Origin of the sequence: Paraburkholderia bannensis (assembly GCF_014200455.1) — a bacterium.
Taxonomy (GTDB): domain Bacteria; phylum Pseudomonadota; class Gammaproteobacteria; order Burkholderiales; family Burkholderiaceae; genus Paraburkholderia; species Paraburkholderia bannensis_A.
This window is the reverse complement of the sequence record NZ_JACHBW010000006.1, coordinates 275,784-302,617: the sequence shown is the minus strand read 5'-3', so window position 1 is coordinate 302,617 and position 26,834 is coordinate 275,784. Positions and strand designations below refer to the sequence as shown.

At 62.9% G+C, this 26,834-nt stretch carries 22 protein-coding genes; 13 read left to right on the top strand and 9 right to left on the bottom strand.

Features of this window, described 5'->3' with window-relative positions:
* Positions 1-8 precede the first annotated feature (8 nt).
* On the top strand, positions 9-1,358 hold the full coding sequence (gene gudD / locus F4827_RS12775) for a glucarate dehydratase (protein ID WP_183724293.1): 1,350 nt from the start codon (positions 9-11) through the stop codon (positions 1,356-1,358).
* Positions 1,359-1,411: 53 nt separating this feature from the next.
* Complete coding sequence (gene kdgD / locus F4827_RS12770) at positions 1,412-2,329, top strand: 5-dehydro-4-deoxyglucarate dehydratase (protein WP_183724292.1); 918 nt, start codon at positions 1,412-1,414, stop codon at positions 2,327-2,329.
* An 87-nt stretch (positions 2,330-2,416) separates the two neighbouring features.
* Here kdgD and F4827_RS12765 read toward each other — a convergent pair whose 3' ends face one another.
* Together F4827_RS12765 and F4827_RS12760 are read right to left on the bottom strand one after the other, a co-directional pair.
* A complete protein-coding gene (locus F4827_RS12765) occupies positions 2,417-2,683 on the bottom strand; it encodes an H-NS family nucleoid-associated regulatory protein (protein ID WP_183724291.1) in 267 nt (88 codons plus the stop codon).
* A gap of 255 nt (positions 2,684-2,938) precedes the next feature.
* Positions 2,939-3,637 carry a cytochrome b/b6 domain-containing protein gene (locus tag F4827_RS12760; RefSeq protein WP_183724290.1) on the bottom strand — a complete coding sequence of 233 codons (699 nt, stop codon included), beginning with the start codon at positions 3,635-3,637 and terminating at the stop codon, positions 2,939-2,941.
* 138 nt (positions 3,638-3,775) lie between these two features.
* Here F4827_RS12760 and F4827_RS12755 point away from each other — a divergent pair, with 138 nt between their 5' ends.
* The gene (locus F4827_RS12755; RefSeq protein ID WP_183724289.1) at positions 3,776-4,375 is read left to right on the top strand and encodes a TMEM175 family protein; all 600 of its coding nucleotides are present in this window, start codon (positions 3,776-3,778) and stop codon (positions 4,373-4,375) included.
* Positions 4,376-4,435: 60 nt separating this feature from the next.
* Here F4827_RS12755 and F4827_RS12750 read toward each other — a convergent pair whose 3' ends face one another.
* Positions 4,436-4,984, bottom strand: a complete 549-nt coding sequence (locus tag F4827_RS12750) for a DUF4142 domain-containing protein (protein WP_183724288.1) — start codon at positions 4,982-4,984, stop codon at positions 4,436-4,438.
* Positions 4,985-5,384: 400 nt separating this feature from the next.
* Between F4827_RS12750 and F4827_RS12745 the strand changes: the two genes are divergently transcribed.
* Positions 5,385-6,431 carry a diguanylate cyclase gene (locus F4827_RS12745; protein ID WP_260175155.1) on the top strand — a complete coding sequence of 349 codons (1,047 nt, stop codon included), beginning with the start codon at positions 5,385-5,387 and terminating at the stop codon, positions 6,429-6,431.
* Between the two features lie 75 nt (positions 6,432-6,506).
* On the opposite strand, the gene icmH is transcribed toward F4827_RS12745, so the two are convergent.
* From icmH to tssJ, 3 genes are all read right to left on the bottom strand, one after another.
* The gene (icmH, locus tag F4827_RS12740; protein WP_183724287.1) at positions 6,507-7,292 is read right to left on the bottom strand and encodes a type IVB secretion system protein IcmH/DotU; all 786 of its coding nucleotides are present in this window, start codon (positions 7,290-7,292) and stop codon (positions 6,507-6,509) included.
* A complete protein-coding gene (tssK, locus tag F4827_RS12735; RefSeq protein WP_183724286.1) occupies positions 7,289-8,635 on the bottom strand; it encodes a type VI secretion system baseplate subunit TssK in 1,347 nt (448 codons plus the stop codon). Before tssK ends, icmH begins: the two co-directional genes overlap by 4 nt.
* A gap of 225 nt (positions 8,636-8,860) precedes the next feature.
* Positions 8,861-9,487 carry a type VI secretion system lipoprotein TssJ gene (gene tssJ, locus F4827_RS12730; protein ID WP_183724285.1) on the bottom strand — a complete coding sequence of 209 codons (627 nt, stop codon included), beginning with the start codon at positions 9,485-9,487 and terminating at the stop codon, positions 8,861-8,863.
* A 356-nt stretch (positions 9,488-9,843) separates the two neighbouring features.
* On the opposite strand from tssJ, the gene F4827_RS12725 reads away from it, so the two are divergent.
* The 9 genes from F4827_RS12725 to tssA all read left to right on the top strand — a co-directional run bounded on the left by F4827_RS12725 (position 9,844) and on the right by tssA (position 20,812).
* Complete coding sequence (locus F4827_RS12725; RefSeq protein WP_183724284.1) at positions 9,844-10,515, top strand: hypothetical protein; 672 nt, start codon at positions 9,844-9,846, stop codon at positions 10,513-10,515.
* A gap of 63 nt (positions 10,516-10,578) precedes the next feature.
* The gene (tssB, locus tag F4827_RS12720) at positions 10,579-11,148 is read left to right on the top strand and encodes a type VI secretion system contractile sheath small subunit (protein ID WP_233178387.1); all 570 of its coding nucleotides are present in this window, start codon (positions 10,579-10,581) and stop codon (positions 11,146-11,148) included.
* Between the two features lie 12 nt (positions 11,149-11,160).
* Positions 11,161-12,660 (top strand): type VI secretion system contractile sheath large subunit, encoded by a 1,500-nt coding sequence (gene tssC / locus F4827_RS12715; protein ID WP_183724283.1) that lies wholly within the window; start codon positions 11,161-11,163, stop codon positions 12,658-12,660.
* Between the two features lie 237 nt (positions 12,661-12,897).
* Entirely contained in the window at positions 12,898-13,401 is a 504-nt protein-coding gene (locus tag F4827_RS12710) for a type VI secretion system tube protein Hcp (RefSeq protein WP_027815282.1), read from the top strand.
* Between the two features lie 108 nt (positions 13,402-13,509).
* The gene (gene tssE, locus F4827_RS12705) at positions 13,510-13,989 is read left to right on the top strand and encodes a type VI secretion system baseplate subunit TssE (RefSeq protein ID WP_183724282.1); all 480 of its coding nucleotides are present in this window, start codon (positions 13,510-13,512) and stop codon (positions 13,987-13,989) included.
* Between the two features lie 83 nt (positions 13,990-14,072).
* On the top strand, positions 14,073-15,911 hold the full coding sequence (tssF, locus tag F4827_RS12700; RefSeq protein WP_183724281.1) for a type VI secretion system baseplate subunit TssF: 1,839 nt from the start codon (positions 14,073-14,075) through the stop codon (positions 15,909-15,911).
* The gene (gene tssG, locus F4827_RS12695) at positions 15,875-16,960 is read left to right on the top strand and encodes a type VI secretion system baseplate subunit TssG (protein ID WP_183724280.1); all 1,086 of its coding nucleotides are present in this window, start codon (positions 15,875-15,877) and stop codon (positions 16,958-16,960) included. The genes tssF and tssG overlap by 37 nt, the downstream gene beginning before the upstream one ends.
* Before the next feature lie 37 nt (positions 16,961-16,997).
* Complete coding sequence (gene tssH / locus F4827_RS12690) at positions 16,998-19,664, top strand: type VI secretion system ATPase TssH (protein WP_183724279.1); 2,667 nt, start codon at positions 16,998-17,000, stop codon at positions 19,662-19,664.
* Between the two features lie 2 nt (positions 19,665-19,666).
* Complete coding sequence (tssA, locus tag F4827_RS12685; RefSeq protein WP_183724278.1) at positions 19,667-20,812, top strand: type VI secretion system protein TssA; 1,146 nt, start codon at positions 19,667-19,669, stop codon at positions 20,810-20,812.
* A 68-nt stretch (positions 20,813-20,880) separates the two neighbouring features.
* Here the strand turns inward: tssA and F4827_RS12680 are convergent, their stop codons facing one another.
* From F4827_RS12680 to tssM, 3 genes are read right to left on the bottom strand one after another with little or no spacing between them, the layout of a single operon-like run.
* Positions 20,881-21,843, bottom strand: coding sequence for an OmpA family protein (locus F4827_RS12680; protein ID WP_183724277.1), 963 nt, complete (start codon positions 21,841-21,843; stop codon positions 20,881-20,883).
* Positions 21,827-22,837, bottom strand: a complete 1,011-nt coding sequence (gene tagF, locus F4827_RS12675; RefSeq protein ID WP_183724276.1) for a type VI secretion system-associated protein TagF — start codon at positions 22,835-22,837, stop codon at positions 21,827-21,829. Before tagF ends, F4827_RS12680 begins: the two co-directional genes overlap by 17 nt.
* Entirely contained in the window at positions 22,834-26,727 is a 3,894-nt protein-coding gene (gene tssM / locus F4827_RS12670; protein WP_183724275.1) for a type VI secretion system membrane subunit TssM, read from the bottom strand. The genes tagF and tssM overlap by 4 nt, the downstream gene beginning before the upstream one ends.
* Between the last annotated feature and the right edge of the window lie 107 nt (positions 26,728-26,834).

Below are 26,834 nucleotides of genomic sequence, written 5' to 3'. Positions count from 1 at the left end.
ATGCTTTCATGACCACACAAAACGTCCAGCCGAATGCGACTCCCGTCGTGACCGAACTGCGCGTCGTGCCCGTCGCGGGCCGCGACAGCATGCTGATGAACCTCTCCGGCGCGCACGGTCCGTTCTTCACGCGTAACGTGGTGCTGCTGCGCGACAGCGCGGGCAACACGGGCATTGGCGAAGTGCCGGGCGGCGAGGCGATCCGCAAGACGCTCGACGACGCGCGCGCGTTCGTGGTCGGCCAGTCGATCGGCAATCTCCAGGCCGTGCTCAACACGGTGCGCAAGCAGTTCGCGGAGCGCGATTCGGGCGGCCGCGGCCTGCAGACATTCGATCTGCGCACCACGATTCACGCGGTCACCGCGCTTGAAGCGGCGCTGCTCGATCTGCTGGGCCAGCATCTGGGCGTGCCCGTCGCCGCGCTGCTGGGCGAAGGGCAACAGCGCAGCGAAGTGGAGATGCTCGGCTATCTGTTCTTTATCGGCGATCGCAACAAGACCGATCTGCCGTACGCTTGCGGCGCCGATGGCCGCGACGAATGGGAGCGCCTGCGCACGGAAGCGGCCATGACGCCTGAAGCCGTGGTGCGCCTGGCCGAAGCCGCGAAGGCGCGTTACGGCTTCAACGATTTCAAGCTCAAGGGCGGTGTACTGTCGGGCGACGCGGAAATGGAGGCGGCCACGGCGCTGGCCGAGCGCTTCCCGCAAGCGCGCGTGACGCTCGACCCGAACGGCGCATGGTCGCTGGCGGAAGCAATCCGCCTGTGTCGCGACAAGCACGACGTGCTGGCCTACGCGGAAGACCCGTGCGGCGCGGAAAACGGTTACTCGGGCCGCGAGGTGATGGCCGAGTTCCGCCGCGCCACCGGTCTGCCCACGGCCACCAACATGATCGCCACCGACTGGCGTCAGATGGGCCACGCGATCCAGTTGCAGTCGGTCGACATTCCGCTGGCGGACCCGCACTTCTGGACCATGCAGGGATCGGTGCGCGTCGCGCAGATGTGCAACGACTGGGGCCTCACTTGGGGCTCGCACTCGAACAATCACTTCGATATCTCGCTGGCGATGTTCACGCACGTGGCCGCTGCTGCGCCCGGCAAGATCACAGCGATCGATACGCACTGGATCTGGCAGGACGGCCAGCGCCTCACGCGCGATCCGCTGCAGATCGTCGGCGGCAAGGTGCAGGTGCCGCACAAACCAGGTCTGGGTATTGAGATCGATCTCGACGAACTGGACAAGGCGCATGCGCTGTATCAGCAGCATGGCCTGGGCGCGCGCGACGACGCCGTCGCAATGCAGTACCTGATTCCCGACTGGAAATTCGACAACAAGCGTCCGTGCCTCGTGCGTTAAGGCCACGCTGAACAGATTCACCGATTAATCGACAGATTCAAAGGATCACCACCATGACCACTCCGCAAGAACTCAAGCAAATCGTCTCCGAAGGCCTGCTTTCGTTTCCCGTCACCGACTTCGACGCACAGGGCAACTTCCGCGCCGACACCTATGCCGAGCGCCTCGAATGGCTGGCTCCGTACGGCGCGAGCGCGCTGTTCGCCGCGGGCGGCACGGGCGAGTTCTTCTCGCTGACCAGGAGCGAATATTCGCAGGTCATCAAGACCGCGACGGAGACCTGCAAGGGCAAGGTGCCGATTCTGGCGGGCGCGGGCGGCGCGACGCGCGTGGCGATCGAGTACGCTCAGGAAGCGGAGCGTAACGGCGCGCAGGGCATTCTGCTGATGCCGCATTACCTCACGGAAGCGTCGCAGGAAGGCATTGCGAAGCACGCGGAAGAGGTCTGCAAGGCCGTGCCGAAGATGGGCGTGATCATCTACAACCGCGCCAATTCGAAGCTCAACGCCGACATGCTCGAACAGCTCGCCGACCGCTGCCCGAACCTGATCGGCTTCAAGGACGGCGTGGGCGAAATCGAGGCGATGGTGACGATCCGCCGCCGTCTGGGCGACCGCTTCTCATACCTGGGCGGCCTGCCCACGGCGGAAGTCTACGCTGCCGCATACAAGGCGCTGGGCGTGCCGGTTTACTCGTCGGCGGTCTTCAACTTCATTCCAAAGACGGCGATGGACTTCTATCGCGCGATTGCAGCCGATGACCACGCAACGGTCGGCAAGCTGATCGACGAATTCTTCCTGCCGTATCTGGCGATCCGCAACCGCCGCGCCGGTTACGCGGTGAGCATCGTCAAGGCGGGTGCGAAGCTTGTGGGCCACGATGCCGGCCCGGTGCGTGCGCCGCTGATCGACCTGAACGAGGAAGAACTCGCGCAGCTCGACGTGCTGATCAAGAAGCTGGGCGCGCAGTAAGGCAGCGCAGGCAAGAGGGTAATCCTGCAACAGGCCCGCGAGCTTTGACGGCTCGCGGGCCTGTTGTTTCCGGCGGCTGGTTTGCGCTCAATGACCGAACAGGTCGAAATTGTTGTTGCCTGCGTTGGCGTTGGCGGCGTCCTGCGCGGCCTTGTGCTTGCCGCGCGGGCCTTTTGACGTTTTAGCCGCTTTGGCCTGACGCGGCTTGCCGAACAGATCCTCGGGTGTAAAGCCGAATTCGGCGATGGCGGCGCGGGCGGTGGCAAGCGCTTCCTGAGCCGCCTCGGCACGCGCCGCTTCGATGCGCGCGTCGAGGGCGCGTTTTTCGGCGAGCAATTCGAGGTAGGTAGCCATCTACGCGTTTTGTCGAGTCGAGTGAAGGGGAGCGCCGATTTTACGCCATGGCGCGTGCCTGGCGGGCAATAGCGCTAGCTAAATGGGTGGGCTGTGCGCACTCTCCCTGCCTGCCTGCCATGATTTCCTCTCGCGTGCTGCCCCGGCGACGTCTGATTGCCGCCGCCACGGTGCTGCAGAATCAGATCGCGCTCTCGCAGGCCAATCAGCACCAGAACGCGCCGATCCTGACGGTGCCGGCGTGCCAGGGCGCGCCTAGAGGTAGAAGGCGAGCAGCGCCGTTACCAGCGCCGAGAACGCCATCAACAGCGCCGCGAGCCAGAGCGAGGCTCTGCGCGGCGCACGCGTTGCGGCGGGCAAGGGCTTCACGCCTGTCACCATCGGCCGCACGAGGTTGTGGCCTTTGAGCAGCGCGTAAAGAGCGATGGCGCAGACATGCAGCACGACGGCGGCGGCCAGCACATCCCATCCGTACGCGTGAATCGCCGATATCGCGTTGGCGATGACGGCGGGCACGATCTCCGAGAGCGGGCCTTCATCGGCGATATCGTTGTTGACGTACAGGCCGCTGAGCGTTTCGACCAACAGCAGCGCGAGCAGCAACGCCACCATCCAGCCGCCTGCCGCATTGTGTCCCACCTGGGTGTCGGGTTCGCGGCGCGCCAGTTGGCGCAGATGCCGCCACGCCGCCGCCGGCGAAGCGAGCAAGCGTGAAAAGCGCGCGGTCTCGCTGCCGCAGCAGCCCCACAGCAGACGGAACAGCACCAGCGCGAGCAGCGTCTCGCCCGCACGCACATGAAGCTGCATCCAGTTCATGCGCTGCGACAGCCACGCAAGCACCACCAGCCCGACCGCGAGCCAGTGAAAGAGCCGCGTGGGCAGATCCCAGACCCGCACGCGACGCCACTCGCCGGCTGGGCCGGAGCGTACGGGCGAGGAGGGTTCGATATTCATGCGATTCCTTTGTTCCGGTGCGGGCGTCCGGCGCTTAATGGCGTCCCTACGCACTTTCGGCCATACTTTCGGTTGCCTTTCCAGGCGTGCGCAAGCTGGCCGCCTTCACGACGTCACCCTCCGCCTCAAGCGAAGCAAATGAACAAAAACCGGCTCGAAGCATTCAGCGATGGCGTGCTTGCCATCATCATCACCATCATGGTGCTGGAACTCAAGGTGCCGCACGGCGAGGACATCACGGCGCTCGCGCCGTTGTGGCCGACTTACCTGAGCTATGTGCTCAGCTTCGTCTACGTGGGCATTTACTGGAACAACCATCATCACATGATGCACGCCGCGCGCAGCGTCAACGGGTCGGTGCTGTGGGCCAATCTGCACCTGCTGTTCTGGCTCTCGCTGCTGCCGTTCACCACGGGCTGGATGGGCGAGAACCATTTCGGACGCTGGCCCACCATGCTGTATGGCTTCAACCTGTTGCTCTGTGCGATCGCGTACGTCGTCCTGCAGGCGACGCTGGTTCGCTATCACGGCCTGCAAAGCCCGCTGGCGCGCGCACTGGGGCGCGACCTGAAGGGCAAGGCCTCGGTGGCCGGTTATCTGCTGGGGATCGTGCTGGCGGCGCTGGACTGGCCGCATATCGGCGCGCTGTTCTTCGTGCTGGTCGCGCTGCTGTGGCTGATTCCAGACCGTCGCATGGAGCGGCTCGTGACGGCGACCGCGGAGCATAACGAGGAGTAAGCGCAAAAAGGCGCGGGCCAGCAAAGCGCCGCGCCTGTCGTCAATCGTCTAACGCTGTATTCAGCCCGCGATATGCTTGCGCTGGGCCAGCTCCTTTGCCTTGGCGATATCGGCCTGGATCACAGGCAGAGCGGCGCTGGCGGCCTTCTTGAGGCCCGCGTCGCGGCCCGAGGCGATTTCCGCCTGGAAGGCCGAGAGCGTCTTTTGCTGCCCGCCCAGCGCGACCTGTTCGATATAGGCCTTGTCGAAATCGGCGCCGCGCAGATTCTTGATGCCGTCGATCACCGCGGTGTCGGGATCGTTGCGCGGCACGTCCACGCCGCGCGGGCTGGCGGCGCGCATCGAATCAGACAGCTTCGAATAATCGGCGACGAGTTGTTCCGCGAAGGCCTTCACTTCGCGGTCGGTCGAGCGCGAGTCTGCGATGCGGGCCGCGTCGCGCTGGGTCGCGACGGTTTGCGTGCCGTTCGAGATGAAGGTTTTGTCGGCGGCATGCAGTTCCGGCGAGGCGGCGGCCGGCGCGCCGGTTTGTGCCTTGGCGTTCATCGAGAGCGCGAGAAGACCCACGGCGGAAGCACTGGCGAGCGTTGCAAGCGAGAGGCGAATCATAGGAACTCCTGTTCTGCGTGATATTCCACGCGATTGGTATCGATGTTTCAACAGCGGCACGACCGTTCGGCAGGTTTGCCGCGCAACGGTCTGAGGAATTCTAGAAAGTCAGCGCGCGTACAGGTGCAACGACGGCGTCGCTTCTGTAACGGTTGGTAAGAAGGCGGGACTTGGCGTGCGGAATGGGGCGCTTTCATCGGGCTGTCACAGGCGCTGTCGCAAGCGGCGAAAAAGCGTCTGAAAACGCCTCTACGCATGGCGCATGCAATGGCACAATGGCCGCTTTCCGCTTTCATACCGTGCAGCGGGCGCGGCAGGTTGAGCAGGACTGCGCAATACGAAGCATTGCGAAGCCTTACGACGCCCCAGAACCCCTTACCGGCAGGATTCGATCCGAACAATGAAACCGAGTACGCATCCCATGGCCGGCAAAGGCAGGCGTTTTGTCGAACGTACGTGGCGTTTGCGCATGGTGGGGCTGGCCTTGGGTTTCTTCTGCGTGGCTTCGGTGTTCCTGCAGCAGCAACGCGGCGCAGTCCTGTGGTCGCTGCTGGTCTTTCACGGCTTTATCTGGCCGCATGTGGCGCGGCGCGCGGCGCACGCCTGTGTCGTGCCGTATCGCGGCGAGCGCTTCAATCTGATGATCGACGCGGCAATGGGCGGCTTCTGGGTTGTCGCGATGCGTTTCAATCTGCTGCCCTGCGTCCTGATCCTCGTGATGCTGAGCATGGACAACATCGCGGCGGGCGGGCTGAGACTGTTCCTGCGCGGCGTGGCCGCGCATCTGCTCGGGCTGGCGATTGGCTGGCTCACCCTCGGTTTCGTCGTCGAGCCCGAGACGCGCATGGCCACCATCGTCGCGTGTCTGCCGTTTCTGATCGTCTATCCGATTGCGCTGGGCTGGAGCACGTATCGCATTTCAAGGAAGCTGGCGGAACAGACGCGTACGCTCGAAGGGCTGAGCCGCACCGACGGTCTCACGGGGCTGCTCAATCGCCGCCAATGGGAAATCCTGCTCGCCGACGAATTCGAGCGTTGCCGCGCGACTCGGTATGCGTCGTCACTGCTGCTGTTCGATCTGGATCACTTCAAGGTGGTCAACGACACGCGCGGCCACCAGGCAGGCGACGCCGTGCTGTGCGCCTTCGCGATGCTATTGCGCGAACATTTTCGCGTGAGCGACTGCATCGGGCGTTATGGCGGCGAGGAATTCGGCATCGTGCTGCCGGGCGCGACATTGGCTGAAGCGCGTTCGGTTGCGGAGCGTTTCGTCGCGACGGTGCGGGAGAAAAACAAGGAGGCGGGCGGTCAATGCCCCTGCACGGTGAGCGTGGGTGTGGCGCAATGCGACGAGTCGATGATGGATCACGCGGCCTGGCTCAAGCTGGCGGACGCCAGCCTGTATCGCGCAAAAATGACGGGACGTGACCGCGTAGTGACGGCGTAGTTACGGCATAAGCGCGCTTCAGTACATTTGAAGCGCGCTCCCCCGATTGATTGCTTTGCCGAACTGGCGGCGCAATTACGGCAGTGAAATCGTGAGATTGGCCGACTGCGGGCCGAGCTTCACGATGTTCGTGTACGGCGCGAGCGTACGCACCGTGCTGTCGCGCAACCAGGCATTGAGCCCCGTCCACGCGAGAATGCCCACCAGTGCGAACACCGCGCCGATGCTCCAGAGCGGCACTTCGCGCTTGAGGCGGTGCGCGACCTGATCTGGCAGCGGCCAGTTCGGCGCGAACGGCGCACGTTTGCCCTTGATATGGGAGATTTCGTCGCCCACGCGCGCCGTGAGATAGGCGAGCTTTTCCGGTCCTTCGAGCATGTACTTGCCCTGAAAACCCAGCAGCAGGCACATGTGAAAAACCTCGAGCGATTGCAGCCGCGCCGCGCCGCGTGCACGGCAATCTTCCAGGTACTGGAAGAACTTTTCGCCCGCGAGTTGTTCGCCAAAAAGGGCGAGTTGCAATGGCCGGCGCTCCCAGTCCGAGCGGATCTTGAACTGCGAGGACAGCACCGATTCGTCCACCGCCGCGCAGAATGCGAATTTCGCCGCATAGACATCTTCGGCGGACGCATTGAGTTTCTTCGCGCCGCGTTCGAAATCGCCCAGGAACTGCTGCACACGGGCGCTGAATTCAGCGGCGTCGCCGGGCTCGCGGCCGTTCTTAAGCAAAAACAGCATGAAGAAACCGTCGTACAGCAAATCGAGCAGCGAGCGCACCTGATAGGCGGGATCGCTCGCCGGCGTCTGCGGGGCGACGGACAGCGGCGGTGCGTCGCCAAAGAGGGAAGGCGCGTTGCTCATGACGTCACCGCAATCAGTTCGAGTTTGAGATCGTTAATGCCCGAGGGCGTATACACCATCGCCGATTGCGCCTGAATCATGCGCTCATAGAGCGCGCTGCGCGATTCGAGCGCGAAGTAGCACGCGCCGGGACGCACCGGAATGGCCGGCGGCACTTGCGGCGTGTAGACGAGGCGCACGCCCGGCATGGCGGAGAGCACGAGCTTGTCGACGTCGTCGGGCGCCCCCACCTTGAAGCGCGCGGGCACGGCTTCCACCAGATCGACGGCCTGCATGTCGGCGGACACGGCCAGATAGAAAGTGGTCTTGTCGTCGATCTTGCCGGAATCGAGCCGGCCGATATGGAACGACGCACGCACTTCTTCCAGCGCGATCGCGAAGTACTGCGTGGAGATCACCGTTTCCAGCAGGTCGCGCAAGATCGCATCCAGACGCGCGAAAGCGGGGCCCGGATCGTCGTGACGATAGGCGGGGAGGTCGGCGAGCGTGTGGTTCTTCGAGAACGTCAGCAACTGGCCCGCGAGACGCAGCAGTTCCTGATAGAGCCGTTCGGGATGCAGCGCCGAATGCTGATATAGATGCGCAAGCGTCGCGAATGCGCCGCTGGCCGTATGCAGCAGCCAGAACGAAGCAATGTCGCCCGAGCGGAATTCGATGATGTTCTTGGTCGGCTCGCGATGGAAGCCGTAGAGCGCGTTGACCTTGGCCTGCAAGGCGTCGATCAGGCGGCGCAGGCGCTGATGCAGCAGCGGCGAAGCCTCGATGGCGAGGCTCGGCGGCACGAAGCTTTCATCGGCTTCGAAACCCGAGGACGCGGTGCGGCGCACGCGCACGACCGGCACCGAGAGCAATTGATCGCGTGGTTCGGTGTGCGCGACCAGCTTCACGTTGTTCTTGAGGAACGTGACGTCGGCTTGCGCGGCATCCGTGTAGTGATCGGCCACGCTCGCCTGTTCGCTCACGTAGCGCGCAACGAAACCTTCGTTGCGATCGGCCGCGTAATTCGAACCGCTCTCGCGCACCTGATGCAGCGCGAGATAGAACGTGAATTCGTTGATGCCTTCGGGCAGCGCGTCGAGCGCGACTGGCGGCGGCAGTTCGTCGGCTTGCGGAGCGGAGTAGAGCGTGCCGTCGGGGAACACCAGCGACAGTTCGCTCAGGCGCAGGATATTGCTGCCGAGCGAATCGTGATCGATGCGGATCGAACGCACGCCCCAGTTGTATGGCTGGATAGCCTGGATCGATTCGAAGAGCCGGGCTTCGTGATAGGCGTCCTGCCGCTGGAAGTGCTGAGGCCTGAGGAACAGGCCTTCCCCCCAAAGCACTTTCGAGGAATAGCTCATGATGATTCAGCGTTATGCGTCGATCGTGTCTCGCCATGCAAGCCGGCGGACTGGATTGTTGGTTGAAGTGGTCCGGTTGACTGCCGTTTCTACTTCGACTGTTTGCTGCCTCGTTGTTGCGTGTTTGTTGCCTGATTCTGCTTTACTTTCTTTCTATTGCATCCGTATTGCGTTGCTTGCGGCCCGCTTCATATTGCTTGTCGAACACGAACATAGGCCAGTCATTCACCCACACGATACCGATGAAAGAAGATTGAGCGGCTGCACCATTTGTGCCGAATCGACCGGGATCACCGTGCCGCTCGTCACTGTCATCGCGCAGTTGTGCAGCCCGACCATTATGCCGGATTTCTCCGATTTCGCCGGATCGAAAGCGAACTTCCAGCGCTGCATTGCCGGGTCCCTGAATAACGCGACGATACCGAATGCCTGCGCTTCACGCGAGACTTTTTCGGTGGCGCTATAACGTTGCCCCGGGATCAGGGTGATTTCGCGCACGCTCAACAGATCCGCGCCCAGCGTGGTTTTTTCCCTGGCCGGATCCGTAAACGTATCGAACGGCGCCTGCTGGAATGAGGTTGGTTCCTTGAGCGCGTAGAGGCGAACCACTAGCGCGAGCGGCTTGTTGTCCGTGGCGGCGTTGAGATTGCGCGCGGCGTATAGCGTAACGCCCAGATTGCGCGGCGGCTTTTGCGCGTCCGGTACGTCGGGCTTGCCGATACCCACGACTTGCAGGGCGGCCGAAGCCGCGCTGCCAATCGCAGGCACTGCCGCGGCACACCCGGCCAGCAAGGCAGCAGTGGCGCAAAGCGTGACCGTAATCGATGCAATTTGAATAATGCGCGCAGTCATTTTTATCTCGGACCTCAGGCCCGACTCTCCAGCTTTGTTAAATACGCATGGTCACGGGTAATGCGAAGTGCATTGCGTGAGCATTATCCCCGTGAAGCTCGCTTTAATAAAATGCGGAAAACTTTGCTTCTCTGAATGCGGCTTCAATAGCCATTCCGGCAATAATTGCCTTATTTTCCGTTCAAACGCTTGTCAGCGGCTTCTACGTTTCCACTCAGCCACCTTTTTTCTTTCTTTGTCTTTTCAAACCCAGTTGAATTATAGAAAATTGGCCTGTACTATACCCGCGCGCTGGGGGATAAGTAAAACTCTGGCTTCTCTCCTTGAATTAAAAATCAAATGGCGGTGAAAGAACGATGAAAAAGCGGGTCTTTTCGATGCTCACGGGGGCTGCGATCGCTTGCGGCGTAATGGCAGGCTGCACCACGACCCCGACCAATCCTCTCGCTGCATCGCCCGACGCATTCAATAAGGCGCTCGCCGACGCGGACGCGCTGTCCAAGGCGGGCAATCAGAACGACGCGCTTGAGGCCTATCAGAAACTCGCGGCCGCCGACCCGACGCGCGAAGAACCGTGGTCGCGCATCGCGCAGGTGCAGTTCCAGCAGCAACACTATGGTCAGGCGATCGTCGCGGCGCAGGAAGCGCTGCAGCGCGACCAGACCGATCGCGGCGCGAAGAGCGTGCTCGCGGTGGCGGGTTTGCGCGTGGCGACGGAATCGCTCGGCGAACTGCGTCAGGACGCTTCGCTGCAAGGCGATGCAAAGTCCGATGCCCAGGCGCTTGCAAAGCAGTTGCGCGATACGCTCGGCGAAGATTCGCTGTTCCCGCCCGAGCAGAAAAAACCGGCCTACAAAAAGCCACGTTTCGTGAAGCGGGTTGCAAAGGCCGCGCCCAAGGCGCAGGACAGCGCCGATACGGCCGCAGCCGCTGCGCCGGCAGCGCCCGCCGCACCGGCGCCGGCTCCGGCAGCGCCCGCGGCGAAGGCTTCGGGTAACGGTGCCGACCCGTTCAGCGCACTGCGTTAAAGCGCGGCGAGCAACCACACCGCTACGTAGCATCAGTCGATAACAAGAAGCAGGGAGCCGACGATGGCAAAGAAAGAAAGCATCCAGAAGCGCTTGCAGAAAGTGCGGCCGCCGCGCGTCCAGCTGACCTACGAGGTCGAGCGCGGCGATGCGATCGAAGTGAAAGAATTGCCGTTCGTCGTCGGGGTGATGGGCGATCTGGCCGGTCAATCGGAAATCGAGCAGCCCAAGCTGCGCGACCGCAAGTTCATCAATATCGACCGCGATAACCTGGACGACGTGATGAAAGGCATCGAGCCGCGCGCCGCGTTTCAGGTGGAAAACCGCCTGAGCCCGGAAGGCGGCAAATTCGCCGTCGATCTGCGCTTCAAGTCGATGGCCGATTTCAACCCGGACGAAGTGGTGGCCCAGATCGAGCCGCTGCGCCGTCTGCTGGAAGCGCGCTCCAAGCTCGCCGACCTGCGCAACAAGCTCGCGGGCAACGACAAGCTCGAAGACCTGCTGAGCGAAGTGCTTTCGAATACGCAGCACCTGCAGACGCTCGCGGGCGGCACGCGCACGGAGTCGTCCGTCGATGCGCCGGATGCACATCAGTCTGCGCAGTCGGATGACCACGAACCCAAGGGCGACTGAGGCGGGGCACATATGAACCAGCAAACTGCAGCCGCGCAAGGCGCGGCCTTCGACGACACGCAAACCGAAGTTTCGTCCTCGCTGCTCGACGATATCGTCGAAAAAAGCAAGGTTGCGAAATCCGATTCGGAACACGCGCGCGCCAAGGATCTGATCGGCGAGCTCGTGAATCAGGTGCTCGACGGCACCGTGGTCGTTTCGAACAATCTTTCCGCAACCATCGACGCGCGCGTGGCCGAACTCGATCGCCTGATCTCGGAGCAGCTCAGCGCGGTGATGCACGCACCGGAATTCCAGCGTCTCGAAGGTACGTGGCGCGGGCTCGATTATCTGGTCAAGGAAAGCAATACCGGTCAGACCATCAAGATCAAGGCGCTGCACGCGCCCAAGCGCGACGTCGTGCGCGACTTCAAGAACGCGGTCGAATTCGATCAGAGCGCGCTCTTCAAGAAGGTCTATGAAGAAGAATTCGGCACCTTCGGCGGCGCACCGTTCGGCACGCTGATCGGCGATTACGAAATCACGCGTCAGCCCGAAGACATGTACTTCATCGAACAGATGTCGCATGTCGCCGCGGCCGCACACGCGCCGTTCATCGCTTCGGCTTCGCCGGAACTGATGGGCCTCGAATCGTTCGCCGATCTCGGCAAACCGCGCGATCTGGGCAAGGTGTTCGACACGGTTGAATACGCGAAGTGGAAGTCGTTCCGCGATTCTGAGGATTCGCGCTATGTCGGCCTCACGCTGCCGCGTTTCCTTGGTCGCCTGCCGTTCAATCCGAAAGACGGCCAGACGGTGGAAAGCTTCAATTTCGTCGAAGACGTCGATGGCACCGATCACAGCAAGTACCTCTGGTGCAATGCTGCCTGGGCTTTCGCCGCACGTCTGACGGCGGCGTTCGACGACTTCGGCTGGTGCGCGGCGATTCGCGGCGTGGAAGGCGGTGGTCTGGTGGAAGATCTGCCGACGCACACCTTCAAGACCGACGACGGCGAAATTGCCCTCAAGTGCCCGACCGAAATCGCCATTACGGATCGTCGCGAAAAGGAATTGAGCGACCTCGGCTTCATTCCGCTCGTGCATTGCAAGAACTCCGACTACGCCGCGTTCTTCGCCGCCCAATCGGTGCAAAAGGCCAAAAAGTACAGCACCGACAGCGCCAATGCGAACGCCGTGCTTTCCGCGCAACTGCAGTACATCTTCTCGGTTTCGCGCGTGGCGCATTACCTGAAGGCGATGATGCGCGACAAGATCGGCAGCTTTGCTTCGGCACAGAACGTCGAGGTGTTCCTGAACCGCTGGATTTCCCAGTACGTGCTGCTGGACGACAACGCAAGCCAGGAACAGAAGGCGCAGTTTCCGCTGCGCGAAGCCTCGATCCAGGTCGCGGAAATTCCGGGACGTCCGGGTTCGTACCGTTCGGTCGCGTTCCTGCGCCCGCACTTCCAGCTCGACGAACTGTCGATCTCGCTGCGTCTCGTGGCGGATCTGCCGAAACAGGCGGGCTCGTAAAGACATCGGCATTACGCCGTAAAGAAATCGTTGCAGCGGGGCGTTGCGTATCAAGGCGACGCCCTGGAGCTGCACAGACGGGCCGCGTGGGTCAACCGTCGTGACTCACGCCGCCTGACGCATCCGGGGCGGGCTCCGACGGTATCCGGGCTTGGCGCTTGAGTTGCGGTCCATCTGGCGGACAGTCATCACGCCTGTCACCGCCGTACACACCACCTTTATGGGGAGCGATACGAAATGAAGGACATCTACCTAAAATTCGGTAACCCTGCGATCAAGGGCGAGTCGCAGGACAAAGACCATGCAAACTGGATCGAAATCGATTCGTGGAATCACTCGATTCTCCAGCCGCGTTCGGCAACGGCTTCGACGGCAGGCGGTCACACGTCCGAGCGTTGCGAACACGCCGACATGCGTTTCACCAAGGACATCGACGTTGTCAGCCCGCTGCTGTACCAGCACGCTTCGGGCGGCACGACGTTCGACGAAGTCACCATCGACTTCATGCGTTCGGACGGTGAAGGCAACCGCATCAAGTACCTTGAGGTCAAGCTCAAATACGTGATCATTTCGAGCATCACGCCGTCCGTGGTGGGCGAAGGCCTGCCGAGCGAAGAGTTCTCGCTCAAGTACGCTGCCGTGCAGTGGAAGTACACGCAGCAGAAGATCGGCGGCAACCAGGGCGGCAACGCTCAGGGTGCATGGAGCCTGACGAAGAACGACAAGACCTACGCGGTTTAAAGTCGCAACAGCCCGCACGGAACGCGTGATTCGACTCGCGCGCGCCGGGCGGGCTTTGCCCGTGAATGAGGCCGCGCTGCGGCGTCATTCCGATCGATGAAGCGATCGATGAAGCGATTCGAGCCTAGTTTTTTCGACAAGTTGTTCGATGACGAACCGCATTCGCCGGCACCGGCCGCGATGCGGCAATTGTCGCTGGACGAATTGAAAGCCACGGTTGCGCGCGACCTGGAATCGATTTTGAATTCGCGCATCGCGTTGACGGAAGAGATGCTCGCGCAATTGCCGGAGTGCCGCAAATCGGTGCTCACCTACGGGCTCAAAGATTTCGCGGGTTTGAGTCTCGCGAGCCATTACGACCGGGCGTTTATCTGCAGCTCGATCAAGCAGGCCATCGAGCGGCACGAGCCGCGCCTGCAGCGGGTCAACGTTTTTTTCGAATTGAATCCGCGTTCGACCAGCGTATTGAATTTCGCTATTCAGGCATTATTGGTCGTCCATCCGGCCGAAGAGCCGGTAAACTTCGACGCATTGCTGCAGCCGTCCACGCTGCAGTATTCGGTCTCGCGCTCGCGCGCGAAGACATAAGCAAGGCCGTATCCGCCGCCGCGTGACGACGCGGTTCTGGCGAGGTGCGGCGCAAAGCAGTTTCTGGGGGGCGGGGAATCGCGATGGAAGAGTTGTTGCCGTATTACGAGCGCGAATTGTCGTTCCTGCGACGCTATTCGCGCGAATTCGCCGAGCGCTACCCGAAGATCGCGGCCCGGCTCGCGATGACGGGCGAGCATTGCGAGGATCCGCACGTCGAGCGCATGATCGAATCGTTCGCGCTGTTAGGCGCGCGCATCAACAAGCGGCTCGACGACGATTACCCCGAATTCACCGAGGCGCTGCTCGAAGTCCTCTATCCGCATTATCTGCGGCCCTTTCCCTCGTGCTCCGTCGCGCAACTCGGCACATCGGCGGCATCGAGCAATTTGACCGCGCCTACCGTCATCCCACGCGGCACCGAACTCAAATCGCGGCCTTTGCGCAGCCTTCAGTGCCGTTTTCGCACTGCGTACGACGTCACGCTCGCGCCCATCCGCATAGCCGAAGCGCGCTATATGCCGGTAGCGATGGCGCCGGGTTCGATCGTGCTGCCCGGCGATGCCACCGGCGTTATCTCGATCACATTCGAATCGACTTCGCCGCAATTCGATATTGCCGCGCTAAAGGTGCCGCAATTGCGCGTGCATTTGAGCGGCGAGCAATCGTTTATCGCAGCGCTCGGCGATTGCCTGTTCGTCAATGCGATTGGCGCGTGGGTCGAACCGGAGCGCAACGGGCGCTGGACGGCGCTGCGCGAATTGCCGTTCGCCCAGGCGGGCTTCGGCGAAGATGAGGCATTGATCGATTTCCCTGCGAAATCGCATCCGGCTTATCGGCTGCTGACCGAATACTTCGCGTTTCCGGCCAAATTCGATTTCGTCGATTTCGATCTTGCGGCCATGAGCGCGGCCGCAGGCCGCTGCCATCGCATCACGCTGCATATCGTGCTGAAGGAAGTGCGCGGCGATTCACACGAGGCGCGTCTGCTCGATACGCTCGCGGCGCATCATCTGCGCCTGTTCTGCACGCCCGTGGTCAATCTGTTCAAACAGCACGGCGAACCCATCCGCCTCAATCATCAGGCCGTCGCCTATCCGGTGATTGCCGATGCGCGTCGTGCATCCGGCTACGAGGTGTATTCGATCGATTCGGTCAATCTCGTGCAGCAGCGCGCCGCTGAGGAAACCGTGGTGGAATTCCGGCCGTTTTATTCGCTGCGCCATGGCGAGGCGACACGCGCAGGCCATTACTGGTTTGCGCGCCGCGACGAATGGGTCGCGCAGAAAAGCCCCGGCTACGAAACGGAAATCTCGATCGTCGATATCGATTTCGACCCGGCCGCCGAGCAGACCGATACGCTCAGCCTCGAACTCACCTGCACGAACCGCGACCTGCCTGCCGGCCTTGCGGTGGGTCTGGAAGGCGGCGATCTGTTCATCGACGGCAACTCGAACACGAGCCAGATTTCCTTGCTCGCGCGCCCGACGCCGAGCGTGCGCTTCGAGCGCCGCCAGACTGCGCACTGGCGTCTGATTTCGCATTTGTCGCTCAGCCATGTTTCGCTTACGGGCGGCGGCGCGGGCACCCTCAAGGAAATGCTGGCGCTTTACGATATGCGGCGCTCGGCGGTGTCGTCGCGGCATATCGACGGTATCGTCGACGTGGAGCAGCGCTCCGCCGTGCAATGGCTGCCGGGCAAGCCGTTCGCCACTTTCGTGCGCGGCGTGGAGATTCGCGTGACCATCGACGAGGATCATTTCGTCGGCACCAGCCTGGGCACCTTCGTGCGCGTGCTCGACGTGTTCTTCGGGCTCTACGTTCATATCAACAGCTTTGTTCAACTGGTGGTGCTTTCCAGACTCACCGGCGAGGAGATCCTGCGATGCAAGCCCCGCAGCGGCGAATCGATCCTGGTGTAATCGAGCGCCTGCTCGACGAGCCGCACCGCTTCGAGTTTTTTCAGGCGGTGCGCCTACTTGAGCGCTGGTTCGTCGACAAGGCCGAAGACCGTCAACGCGATGTGCTCGCGCAGCGCGTGTCGTTTCGCAATACGCTGTCGCTGGGCTTTCCGCCGAGCGAGATCGAGCAGGCCGCTGCCTTCAATGAGGCGGGCGAATCGCTTGCGGAAAAACACGTGCGCGATGCGGCGATCGAGGCGGGTCGCCTCGATCATGTATCGATTACGCCGGCATTTTTTGGCTTGCTGGGCGCGCAGGGTGCGCTGCCGCTGCACTATACGGAGCAGCTGATCGCGCGCGAGCAGATCAAGCGCGATCGCGCCGCGCGTGAATTCTTCGATGTGTTTTCGAATCGCGCCACGGCGTTGTTCTACAACGCGTGGAAAAAGTATCGCCTGCCGTTTCATTACGAACTCGACCGCGACGAGCGCTATCTGCCCTTGCTGCTCTCGCTCGCAGGCGTCGCCAATGCCGAATCGCGCGAAGGTCTGCACGAAGGCCGCGGCGCGCTGTTCGACGAAGCCATCGCGGGTTATGCGATTGCCGCGCGTCATCGGCCCGTTTCGGCGGCGTATCTGCAGAACACGTTGTCGGAATACTTCAACGTGCCGGTGCGCATCGAGCAGTTCATCGGCAAGTGGTACGACGTGCCGCCCGATCAGCTTTCGATGCTCGGCCAGCGCAATGTCGCGCTGGGCGCGACGGCGCTTGCGGGGCAGCGTGTCTGGCAGCGCGACATGCGCGCGCGTCTTGTAATCGGCCCGCTATCAAGAAAGGATTACGAAGCATTCCTGCCCGGCGGCGAACGTGCCATTGCGCTCGAACGCATGCTCACGTTGCTCGGTCGCGTGACGCTCGAATACGAGGTACGTCTCGTGCTGCGCCGCTCGGAAGTGGGGCAGAGCCAGCTTGGCGGCGGTTCGCGGCTGGGTTGGGACGCCTTCCTCTGTACGCACGCCGCCGATCGCGACCGCGCCGACGCACATTACGAATTGCATGTCACCCATTGACGACTGAACCGAATCTCGCCCGGAACGCCTTCACGACATGAGCACGCCTCTCAAGACCCTGATCACCAAGCTCAACACGACCTGCCGCCTGGCGGCCGAACGCGCGGCCAGTTCGTGCCTGTCGCGCGGGCATTACGAAGTCGATCTGGAACATCTGTTTCTCGCGCTGATCGAAGAACCAGCCAGCGATCTCGTGTGTGCGCTGCGCGCCTCGCGCATCGATGCGCATGCGGTGCGCGCCGATCTCGAACGCGAATTGCAGAACCTGAAAACCGGCAACACTCGCACGCCGGTGTTTTCGCCGCATCTGATCGCGCTGTTCGAACAGGCCTGGCTGATTGCTTCGCTCGATACGCAGATTGGCCGCATCCGTTCGGGGCACCTGTTGCTTGCGCTGCTGAGCGCACCGGATCTCGCGCAGTTCGCGCAGCGCATGTCGTCGCGTCTGGCACAAGTGCCGGTGGCCGAACTCAAGCATCGTTTCGACGAACTGACCGAAGGCTCCGTCGAAGCCGCGCCGCGCGATGCCGAACCCGGCAGCGCGCAGGAAGAGCAGGCGCAGGCGCCAGTTGCCGCCGGCCCGTCGAAATCGCCCGCGCTCGACACGTATACGACCGATCTCACGCAACGCGCGCGCGAGGGCAAGGTCGATCCGGTGATTGGCCGCGAGGGCGAAATTCGCCAGACCATCGACATCCTGATGCGCCGCCGCCAGAACAATCCCATTCTCACAGGCGAGCCGGGTGTCGGTAAAACCGCCGTGGTGGAAGGTCTTGCGCTGCGTATCGCCGAAGGCGACGTGCCTGGGCCGCTGCGTAACGTCGCGCTGCGCGTGCTCGATATGGGCTTGCTGCAGGCCGGTGCGAGCGTGAAGGGCGAGTTCGAAAACCGCCTGAAAAGCGCGATCGATGAAGTCAAGAAGAGCCCGCAGCCGATCGTGCTGTTTATCGACGAGGCGCATACGATCATCGGCGCGGGCGGTCAGGCTGGTCAGAACGATGCGGCCAATCTGCTCAAGCCGGCGCTCGCGCGTGGCGAACTGCGCACGATCGCGGCCACCACCTGGAGCGAGTACAAGAAGTACTTCGAAAAAGACGCGGCGCTCGCGCGGCGTTTCCAGGTGGTGAAGATCGAAGAGCCGGGCGAAACGCTCGCAGCCGCGATGCTGCGCGGCATGACCGCGCTGATGGAACGCCACTTCAATGTGCGCATTCTCGACGAGGCGATTACCGAAGCCGTGCGTCTTTCGCATCGCTATATCAGTGCGCGCCAACTGCCGGACAAGGCCGTGAGCGTACTCGATACGGCCTGTGCGAAGGTCGCGCTCGCGCATAGCTCGACGCCGGGCACGATCGACGACGGCAAGCGTCATATCGAACGCATCGACGCGGAAATTGCGTCGCTCGAACGTGAAGCGGCCAACGGCGCGGCGCACCACGAACGCCTCGCGGATCTGCGTACGCAACGCGCCGAAGCCGCTGCCGAAGTGGCCGCAGACGAAGCGCGCTACGCGCAGGAGCGCGAACTCGTGGCGCAGATCGCGGCGCTGCGCAATCGCATCGACGCGGCGCGTGAGGAGGGTGCATCGGCTGATCTCGCCCGCGACGCGGACGCCGCGCGCGAAGCGTTACCCGCGCTGGTTGCGCAATTGCACGCCTTGCAGGGCGACGGCCCGATGGTGCCGCTCCAGGTGGACGGCCATGTCGTCGCCGAAGTGGTGGCGTCGTGGACCGGCATTCCGCTGGGCCGCATGGTGAAGGACGAAATCAAGACGGTGCTCAACCTGAGCCCGCTGCTTTCCGAGCGCGTGATCGGGCAGGATCATGCGCTCGACGCCATTGCGCAGCGCGTGCGTACCGCCAATGCCAGCCTCGAAGATCCCAACAAGCCGCGCGGCGTGTTCCTGTTCGTGGGACCCTCGGGCGTCGGCAAGACCGAAACCGCGCTTGCGCTCGCTGACATTCTTTATGGCGGCGAGCGCAAGCTCGTCACCATCAATATGAGCGAGTACCAGGAAGCGCATAGCGTGTCGGGCCTCAAGGGGTCGCCGCCGGGCTATGTGGGTTACGGCGAGGGCGGTGTGCTGACCGAGGCGGTGCGCCGCAATCCCTATTCGGTGGTGCTGCTCGACGAAGTCGAAAAGGCCCATCCGGACGTGCTGGAAATGTTCTTCCAGATCTTCGACAAAGGCACCATGGACGATGCCGAAGGCCGTGCGATCGACTTCCGCAATACGCTGATCATCCTGACGTCGAATGTGGGTTCGCAGGCGGTGATGCAGGCCTGCCTGAACAAAGCGGCCGAAGAGTTGCCCGATGCTCACGCGCTCGCCGAATTGTTGCGCCCGCAACTGTACAAGACCTTCAAGCCTGCGTTCCTTGGGCGCATGAAGGTCGTGCCGTATTACCCGATCTCGGACGACGTGCTCGCCGGGATCATCGAACTCAAGCTCGAACGCATCCGTCGCCGCATCGAGGCGAACCACGGCGCGGTCTTCGAGTGGGACGATTCGCTCGTCGAAGCCGTGCTGGCTCGCTGCACCGAAGTGGATTCGGGGGCACGCAATGTCGATCACATCCTGAACGGCACGCTGCTGCCCGAACTCGCGCAACAGGTGCTCGAACGCATGGCGGAAGGCACCGCGCTGCAAAGCGTCAATGTGCGTGCGAACGAAGCAGGCGAGTTCGAATACACCGTGAATTGACCATGTCGACCGATTACACCGCGCTGCTGGCGCCCATCAATGAAAGCTCGCCGTGCGGCGAGGATTTGCTGTTTTCCGCCGATTTCGATGCGATCGCCCACGCGCGCCGCTTCGACGATCCGTCGCTCGATCAGGGCGAGTGGGTCACGGAAATCAAGGAAGCCGATTGGCCCTTCGTGGTCGAGCGCAGTTCGGCGCTGCTCGCGACCCAGACCAAGGATCTGCGCGTGGCCGTGTGGCTGACCGAGGCGCTCGCGATCCAGGAGGGCGTACCCGGCCTCACGCAGGGCTACGCCGTGCTGACCGGGCTGATCGAGCGTTTCTGGGATCAGGTTCACCCGCTGCCCGAAGGCGACGATGTCGAATCGCGGCTGGGCAACGTGGCGTGGCTCGCGGGACGCTCGGCGGAATTGCTGCGCGCGGTGCCGCTCACGCAGTCGGACACGGCGTTCAGCACGCTCGACTGGGACGTGGCGCAACACGTTGCCCAGACCGTCAAACGCGATCCCGAGAATGCCCACGATATTGCGCGTGGCAAGCCTTCGGTCGAACAGATCGATGCGTCGCGCCGCGCAACCTCGCGTGCGTTCTACGAGACCTTGATCGTGCAGCTCAAGGACTTCGAAAAGGCGCTTGCCGCGCTCGACGACGAACTGGAACGCAAGGCCGGAGATTCCGCACCGAGCTTTCGCCAGACGCGCGAAGCGTTCGAAACCGTGTATCGGCTTGCGGAGCGTTTTGCCCGCGACGTGGGTGTCGATCCAGACGCCGTTCTCAAGCAGCCCGAAACGTCGCGGACCGCGCCGGAAAGCCTGATCGGCGCGCCACCCACGGACGAGCGTTCCGAGCCGAGCTTCAAGACGCCTTTGGCGCCGCATTTGTCCGATGAGGGTTTTGTGCAGACTCCGACTCGCGTACCCAGCCGCGCACATGGCGGCATCCAGAGCCGCGCGGATGCGGTCGCGCAACTTCGCGCCGTGGCTGATTATTTCCGCGCCACCGAACCGCATAGCCCCGTTGCCTATCTTGCCGACAAGGCCGCCGAATGGGCCGGCATGCCACTGCATGAATGGCTGGCGACCGTCGTGAAAGACGATGGCACGCTCTCGCATATCCGCGAGATGCTGGGTGTGAAGTCGGAAAACTGACTTAAACGACTGAGCCAGAAAGAAAAAGCCCTGCAAACGCAGGGCTTTTTGCATTCCGTAGCCGAGGTTTAAAGACCCGCGCGGAATTCAATGCGGCGATTGCGGGCGCGGCCGTCTGTGGTGTCGTTCGAGGCCACGGGCTGATCCGGGCCGACGCCGTTGGTCGTCAACTGCTGCGGTGAAATCCCCTTGCCGACGAGATAACCCTTCACCGCATCCGCGCGCGCCTGGCTGAGCGCGATATTCGAAGCGCGATTACCCGAATTGTCGGTGTGACCGATGATTTCCACCGTACGCGTGTTCATCTTCGCGAGCACCGCCGCCATCTGGTCGAGAATCGCGCGGCCTTCGGGGGCGAGCGTAGCGCTGCCGGTTTCAAATTCGATCGTGCGGTTCGCGAGCGTCTGATCGAGCAAACCCTGTTCGGACGCGCTCACGCGCAGACCGTTGCGAATCGTGTAGGTGGGGTTAAGCGCATTCGCCATATCGCTGGCGATCTGCTGACGCTGCGCTTCGTTGCCGACTTCGCCGCGCACGTCGATCTGCGTGCCGTCGATCTTCAGTTGTCCTTTGTGGATCTGCTTGAGCTGCGCGCCAAGCAGCTTCTGCACGTTCGACGACCAGTTCGGCGGAGTGGCAACATCGCCCACTTCGATCTGATCGACCACGTTGCCCGCGCCATAGGTATCGCGCAGACGCTGCAGGACGGCGGCGTGCGTCGCTTCGTCGGGCACCTTGCCGCCGGCCACCACCTGACCCGGCGTGGCGTCCACCGGCGCGGGCGTGGAGGTGACCGTGCTGCGCGGCGCAGAAGCGGTCGGCGTGGCGGCGTTCGCCTGAATACTCGCGGTGGCAGAAGCGGGCGGGATCGTGCCACTCACCGTCGCGCCGTTGTTGGCGATGGGCGAGACGCGCGCGGGGCTGGCGTCGTCGGCCCACGCGGACGTGGCGAACATCGACAGCGAGGCGAGCGCGCCGAAGCTCAGCGCCGCTGCCGCGGCCAGGCCGCTGCGTTTAGCCACGGCGGCCATTGACCGGCTCCCCGATGAACACTTCGCGGAACGTGTCGATGGCGACGCGCAGCGAGAGTTGCGGTTGATCGAGGTAGCTGACGAGTTTGCTGATGCCATGGTCGCTTTGTGCATGATCGTCAACCCATTCCGGGTCGTCGATATCGATGTTATGAGCTGAATAGGTTTGCGGATCGACCACGCTATGCAGGGTCTTCGCGGACGCACCGTTGAAGCCGATGATGAGCCGCTCGCGCTGCGCGATGGTGCCAAGGAAAATGGCCAGTTCGAAATCGGCCTTCGACACGAATGGCGCGATCAGTTCGAGCCAGAACGCGCCCACCAGGCTGCGATAGAACGGGTCCGTCGGCAGCGGCAGCGTGAGGCCGCGTTCGAGATGCGCGGTGCCGCTTTGCATGACCGGGCGCAGCAGCGAACCGAGCGCGAGCATCGCGCCTTTCAGGCGCACAGGATGGCCGCTGCCCAGCAGCATCTGTTCAAGGCCCGACAACGTCTGATGCTCGATGAAATCCGCGAAGGTGCCGTCGTGCGGGTTGCCCGCGCCGCCCACATCCACCGGCACATGCGTTTCGCCCAGCGCCTGCAGCGCGCCCGCCGGTTCGGTCGGTCCGAGCAGCGGCTGCATTTGCGAGGCCACGCGCGACCAGAGGCGCGCGAAGGCCAGCGGGCTGCGCGCGAGAAACGCGAGCGGCTGCTCGACTTCCAGCGCGGTGGCGGCGAGAAACGGAAAGCGCCGCGACGACTGGTCGTGGCTCGCCACCATATGGCCCGCGATCGCCAGGCGGCTTTGCGAGCCAAGGAACGCAAAGTGCATCGGTTGCGCTTCTTCGTAGACGATCTTCCAGCGCGGATCGTCGGTGAGCATGTTCATCGCTTCGGCAATCCAGCTGTCCAGCGTCTGCAGCAACTGCGGATTGTGCGCGCTCTTCACGAAGTCGCCGCGCGACGGAATTTTGCCGAAGTAGGCGATCTGCGCCTGAACGGTTTGCGTCATTGCGCAACTCCCTGCGAGTTGGTTGAGCCAGCAACGGTCGCCGGCGCCGTGGTTTGCGGCGCGCTGGTCGCCGCCTGGGCGTTGGCGGGCGCGCTGGCGCCCGGCGTGTTCTGTGCGCTCTGTGCAACCTGCGAGCTGCCCGCCGCGCCGACGCTCGCGATCGACGACGGCAGTTGCACGCCCTTGAGCCCTTGCTGCTGCGGCGCATCGTTGCTCGACGCGGTGGGCTGCGAGGTGCTGATGATGCGCATGCTCAGCGACACCGACACGCTGCCTTGCGTCCACATGAGGTCGAAGGTGCCGTCAGGACGGCGGCTGCGCTGCGCCGAGTTGATCAGCTTCTCCAGACCGTAGCGGCCCGGCTCGTTGACGAGCTGGATCGTGCGGCCATCGAAGGTGGTCGCCGAGAGCGTCGCGCCCGGCGCGCCGTTCGGGTTCGGCCACACGAAGTTGGTCCACTGCGGCGGCGTGTTGCGGTAACGCAGTTGCTGGCCGTCGATCGCCAGCGTGTATTCCGTCGTGCCGGTCGAAGGCTGCGGCAGGATCTGGAACACGGTCTGCGGTTCGCTGGAGCCGCCGCTGGCGCCTGCTGCGCCACCGCCAAGCGGCGCGACCCAGCGCGCGAAGCTGCCGGTGAAATCCGGCGTGAGCGCGAGGCCCATATCGCCCCATGTGCGCGCGGTCAGCGTGTCGCCGCGACGCACCGCGAGCGGCCCGAGCGTGGTGCTCACGAACTTCGAGATCGCGCCGTCGGGGCCGAACATCTGCGCGATTTCGCTCGCGCCGGCCTCGACCTTCGCCGTGCCCGCGAACGGGTACTTGCTGGCGAGCGACGCCTGGAACGGCTGGTACACCTGGGCGTTCCACACCTTGTTCACTTCGACGCTGGCCGGCTGGATCACCACGGCGTAGGCCTGCATGAGCGGACGCACGAGCAGGGGACGCAGCGCCTTGCGCTGATCGTCGGTCAGACCCGTGAGCATCTGCTCATCGACGAACTTGAGCGAATCCGAGAGTTCCGAGCCGTTGCCGTCGAGCGTCTGCTGCATCAGCTGACGCGCGCCGGGTCCCGGATCGCCCTGGTTCTTGATGGTGTTGAAGCGCGTGCGCACCTTCGAGAGCGAATCCATATAGCCCTTGAGCATCGAACCGTTGTCGTGCGTGACGACAATGCGGCCGAGCCCCGCGAACGTCTGGCCGATCGGACCCATGGGGATTTCGACCGGATTGCCGTTGATGTCGATATTCGCTTCCACCGCGCCCTTCGTGGCACGCGAGAACAGGTTCTTGAACCAGCCCTTGATGCCGCTTTGCGCCTGCTTGATGGTGCTGTTGACGAGCGACGGGTTATCCCACGACGTCTGGTCGTAGGCGGTTTCAAGGATCTTGCGGATCGGCGAATCCTGCGGATCACCCAGGCGGTTCATCGCATCCACGGCCTGACCGAAGCTGCCGAAATCCTGCACGGCAATGCCCTGCATGAACTTCTGCCAGTGCTGCGCGTACTCGGCCTTGTACATGCCGACGAGCGTCTTCTGGATCTGCTCCGGGCTGCCTTCGAGCGTGAGGTCGTCGGACGCCGAGGTGTTGAGCACCCAGTCCTTCGCCTGCAGTTCCCTGGTTGCCGCGTCTCTAATGGCAGGCTGCACGTACTGGAACCACGCTTCGCGCGTGAACGTGCCGGGGATCGCGTAGCTGCCTGCGACCAGCGCCGTATTGCCGTCGCCGACAATGCGCGCGATCGTCATCGGCGCGAAACGCGTGGAGGCGCGCGCCTTGATTTCTTCATAGACGCGCTGGCGTGCCGGCATGCCGCGCACCACGTGGCGCAGGTTTTCGCGGGTCTGATCGATCAGCGAAAGGTTCGCGTCGATCATCGGCCAGTCGTCGTCGTTCACGCGCGCGAGATAGAAGGTGATCATGCGCTCGGCGCTGCGGATCATCTCGTCGCGAGGCATGGTGCCTCGATTCTGTTCGAGCCAGCCGCGCCAGAAGCGGGCGATCTGATCGGTGAGGTGAGCGGTTTCGACGTGACGCTTGTCGGACAGCATCAGGTAGGTCTTGAGCGCGTTGTAGGCGTCTTCCACGCTGGACGGCGAGGCGTCGCTGTAGAGACCGCCCTGGCTCGTGCTCGCCATGGCCGCATGAGCGGAAACCGGCACGGCGCCCGAATCGGGCGTGTGCGTCATCGGCGCAAGCTGGTCGGGATGCGCATCGACATCCTTGAGGAAGGACGCGAGATTCTGCGAGACCGGCGTAAGCATGATCTGGCGCACGCCGTTGTAGTACTCCTCAAGCAGATGCTGTTCGATGCGGTCGCCTTGATACAGACCGAGCGACACCGCGACCGGCTTGTCGCGGCGGAACTGTTCGAGCTGGTCGATACGGTCTTCGAGAATGTCCATCGCCTGGAGGCGCGATTGCAGATCGTTGCGGTTCTGCTGCAGACGCTGGACGTTGTCGAGGTCGGCCTGCACGTTGGCCACCAGTTGCTGGTTATTCACGGCCGACCACGTCCAGCCGCCCAGTGCGAGCGCCAGCGCCGCCACCACGCCGAAGAACGTGGCGTAGCGCAGACGCGTCTTGGCCGGGCTCGCGAACTGGCGAACAGTCTGCTTGTCCGCGAAAATCACCTTGGAAAACAGGTCTTTCAGGAAGAAGCCGTTCTTCGAGAACGCAGGCTGTGCCTTGGGCAGGCCGTCGGCGGAAAGGGCGAAGCGATTGGCGATGCGCTGCGCGGCGGCGCTATTGGTTTCGCCTTCCTGCAGTGCGCTCGTGAAATAGAAGCCACGGAAAATCGGCTTGTACTGGAACGGGTTGTTCTCGAACAGCGTGGCGAGAAACGCGCGCAGCGCCGGCTTGATGGTCGAGAATTCGAGCGGGAAGCTCAACTGGCCGGGCGTGAGCGCGTTGCCGCGGCTGATCGACATCTGCGCGATGCTGATTTCCTTGAGGCCTTCGTAGAGTTCTTCGAAACGCTCGTCGAACTGCGCGACCACATCGCGCTTCTCGTCCGGCTCGTAGGGCAGGGTAGCGCCCCAGACGCGATCGTATTCGTGACGCTCGTTGGCGCTGAAGAATTCGGTGAAGCCCGTAATCAGGTCCACCTTTGTGAACATCACGTAGACGGGCGCGAAGACTTCGAGCTTTTCGGTGAGTTCCTGCACGCGCTGGCGCAGGTTTTTCGCCAGATTGATGGCGAATTCGGGGCGATTGCCGGTGAGTTCCGCAATGCTTGCCGTGACGATGATGCCGTTGATCGGCGCTTTCGGACGATAGCGCTTGAGCAGACCGAGAAAGCCGAGCCATTCGCCGCGATCTTCCTCGTGAATCGAATAACGGCCCGCGGTGTCGAGCAGAATGCCTTCGGTCGTGAAGAACCAGTCGCAATTACGCGTGCCGCCCATGCCATGCACGATGGCTTCTTTTTTATCGGCGAAAGGAAATTGCAGGCCGGAATTGATGACGGCGCTGCTTTTGCCCGCAGCCGGATTGCCGATGACGATATACCAGGGCAGTTCATAGAGCGCCGAGCCGCCCGAAAGCTGGCCGATCTTCGACGTCTTGATGGTCTTGACCGCATCGGTCAGGCGCGTGCGCAGGGCGTCGAGTTCGGTCTGGCTGCCGCGCGCGGTCACAGCGGCGGGCGCTTCGGCCTGAGCCTGCTGTTCCAGCATATCGCCGAGTTTGCGGTTGGCGCGGCGCACGCGAATGCGGCGCACGATCCACACGACCAGCCAGAGTGCGAGCAGCACGCCGAGCACGACCGCGACCCAGATGAGCCCGATTTGCAGCGTGTCGGCCGCGATATAGAGCACGGCTGCCAGCGCAATGAAGCCGATGATGGAAAGCGTGCGCTTGTGAGTCAACACGTTGAGAAAGCGTTGCATATGCCGGTCAGATCCTGATGCTTTGAGTGCTGTTCTGGTGTTTCATGCGTGGCGTTCAAAGACGCGCGGCGGGGAGGGCGCGCGCGTGCAGCCGATCATGTGCTGTA

What these genes read in the sequence shown, in the direction of transcription:
- gudD (WP_183724293.1), top strand. Translation starts at nt 9, where the DNA reads ATGACCACACAAAACGTCCAGCCGAATGCGACTCCCGTCGTGACCGAA.
- kdgD (WP_183724292.1), top strand. Translation starts at nt 1,412, where the DNA reads ATGACCACTCCGCAAGAACTCAAGCAAATCGTCTCCGAAGGCCTGCTT.
- F4827_RS12765 (WP_183724291.1), bottom strand. Translation starts at nt 2,683, where the DNA reads ATGGCTACCTACCTCGAATTGCTCGCCGAAAAACGCGCCCTCGACGCG.
- F4827_RS12760 (WP_183724290.1), bottom strand. Translation starts at nt 3,637, where the DNA reads ATGAATATCGAACCCTCCTCGCCCGTACGCTCCGGCCCAGCCGGCGAG.
- F4827_RS12755 (WP_183724289.1), top strand. Translation starts at nt 3,776, where the DNA reads ATGAACAAAAACCGGCTCGAAGCATTCAGCGATGGCGTGCTTGCCATC.
- F4827_RS12750 (WP_183724288.1), bottom strand. Translation starts at nt 4,984, where the DNA reads ATGATTCGCCTCTCGCTTGCAACGCTCGCCAGTGCTTCCGCCGTGGGT.
- F4827_RS12745 (WP_260175155.1), top strand. Translation starts at nt 5,385, where the DNA reads ATGAAACCGAGTACGCATCCCATGGCCGGCAAAGGCAGGCGTTTTGTC.
- icmH (WP_183724287.1), bottom strand. Translation starts at nt 7,292, where the DNA reads ATGAGCAACGCGCCTTCCCTCTTTGGCGACGCACCGCCGCTGTCCGTC.
- tssK (WP_183724286.1), bottom strand. Translation starts at nt 8,635, where the DNA reads ATGAGCTATTCCTCGAAAGTGCTTTGGGGGGAAGGCCTGTTCCTCAGG.
- tssJ (WP_183724285.1), bottom strand. Translation starts at nt 9,487, where the DNA reads ATGACTGCGCGCATTATTCAAATTGCATCGATTACGGTCACGCTTTGC.
- F4827_RS12725 (WP_183724284.1), top strand. Translation starts at nt 9,844, where the DNA reads ATGAAAAAGCGGGTCTTTTCGATGCTCACGGGGGCTGCGATCGCTTGC.
- tssB (WP_233178387.1), top strand. Translation starts at nt 10,579, where the DNA reads ATGGCAAAGAAAGAAAGCATCCAGAAGCGCTTGCAGAAAGTGCGGCCG.
- tssC (WP_183724283.1), top strand. Translation starts at nt 11,161, where the DNA reads ATGAACCAGCAAACTGCAGCCGCGCAAGGCGCGGCCTTCGACGACACG.
- F4827_RS12710 (WP_027815282.1), top strand. Translation starts at nt 12,898, where the DNA reads ATGAAGGACATCTACCTAAAATTCGGTAACCCTGCGATCAAGGGCGAG.
- tssE (WP_183724282.1), top strand. Translation starts at nt 13,510, where the DNA reads ATGAAGCGATTCGAGCCTAGTTTTTTCGACAAGTTGTTCGATGACGAA.
- tssF (WP_183724281.1), top strand. Translation starts at nt 14,073, where the DNA reads ATGGAAGAGTTGTTGCCGTATTACGAGCGCGAATTGTCGTTCCTGCGA.
- tssG (WP_183724280.1), top strand. Translation starts at nt 15,875, where the DNA reads ATGCAAGCCCCGCAGCGGCGAATCGATCCTGGTGTAATCGAGCGCCTG.
- tssH (WP_183724279.1), top strand. Translation starts at nt 16,998, where the DNA reads ATGAGCACGCCTCTCAAGACCCTGATCACCAAGCTCAACACGACCTGC.
- tssA (WP_183724278.1), top strand. Translation starts at nt 19,667, where the DNA reads ATGTCGACCGATTACACCGCGCTGCTGGCGCCCATCAATGAAAGCTCG.
- F4827_RS12680 (WP_183724277.1), bottom strand. Translation starts at nt 21,843, where the DNA reads ATGGCCGCCGTGGCTAAACGCAGCGGCCTGGCCGCGGCAGCGGCGCTG.
- tagF (WP_183724276.1), bottom strand. Translation starts at nt 22,837, where the DNA reads ATGACGCAAACCGTTCAGGCGCAGATCGCCTACTTCGGCAAAATTCCG.
- tssM (WP_183724275.1), bottom strand. Translation starts at nt 26,727, where the DNA reads ATGCAACGCTTTCTCAACGTGTTGACTCACAAGCGCACGCTTTCCATC.